This is a genomic window from Peribacillus sp. SIMBA_075 (genome assembly GCF_046534585.1).
The window spans coordinates 1-256 of record NZ_JAWRYN010001040.1 but is presented as its reverse complement, the minus strand read 5'-3'; the positions used below and the strand labels follow the sequence as shown (position 1 = coordinate 256).

At 55.9% G+C, this 256-nt stretch carries 1 pseudogene; it reads left to right on the top strand.

Annotation, left to right across the window (positions count from 1 at the left end):
- A pseudogene (locus SB775_RS31465) lies at nucleotides 1-256 on the top strand (serine hydroxymethyltransferase); the annotation flags it as partial.

The following is a 256-nucleotide window of genomic DNA, read 5'->3' as shown; positions in this document are numbered from 1 at the left end:
CTGGCGTTCGCGGCTTACATATTACCGACGTGCCGATGGACCCGATCGAACTGACTGTCGACCTGGAGGAATTCGCCAAGGTAGCCAGACAAGTTCGCCCCAAATTGGTCACTCTCGGTGCATCCATGACGCTGTTTCCTTTCCCGCTGAAAGAAATGTCTACGATCGTCTCGGAATGGGGCGGCAAAATTTTCTTCGATGGTGCCCATCAGCTCGGACTCATCGGAGGTGGTCAGTTCCAGGACCCGCTGCGCGA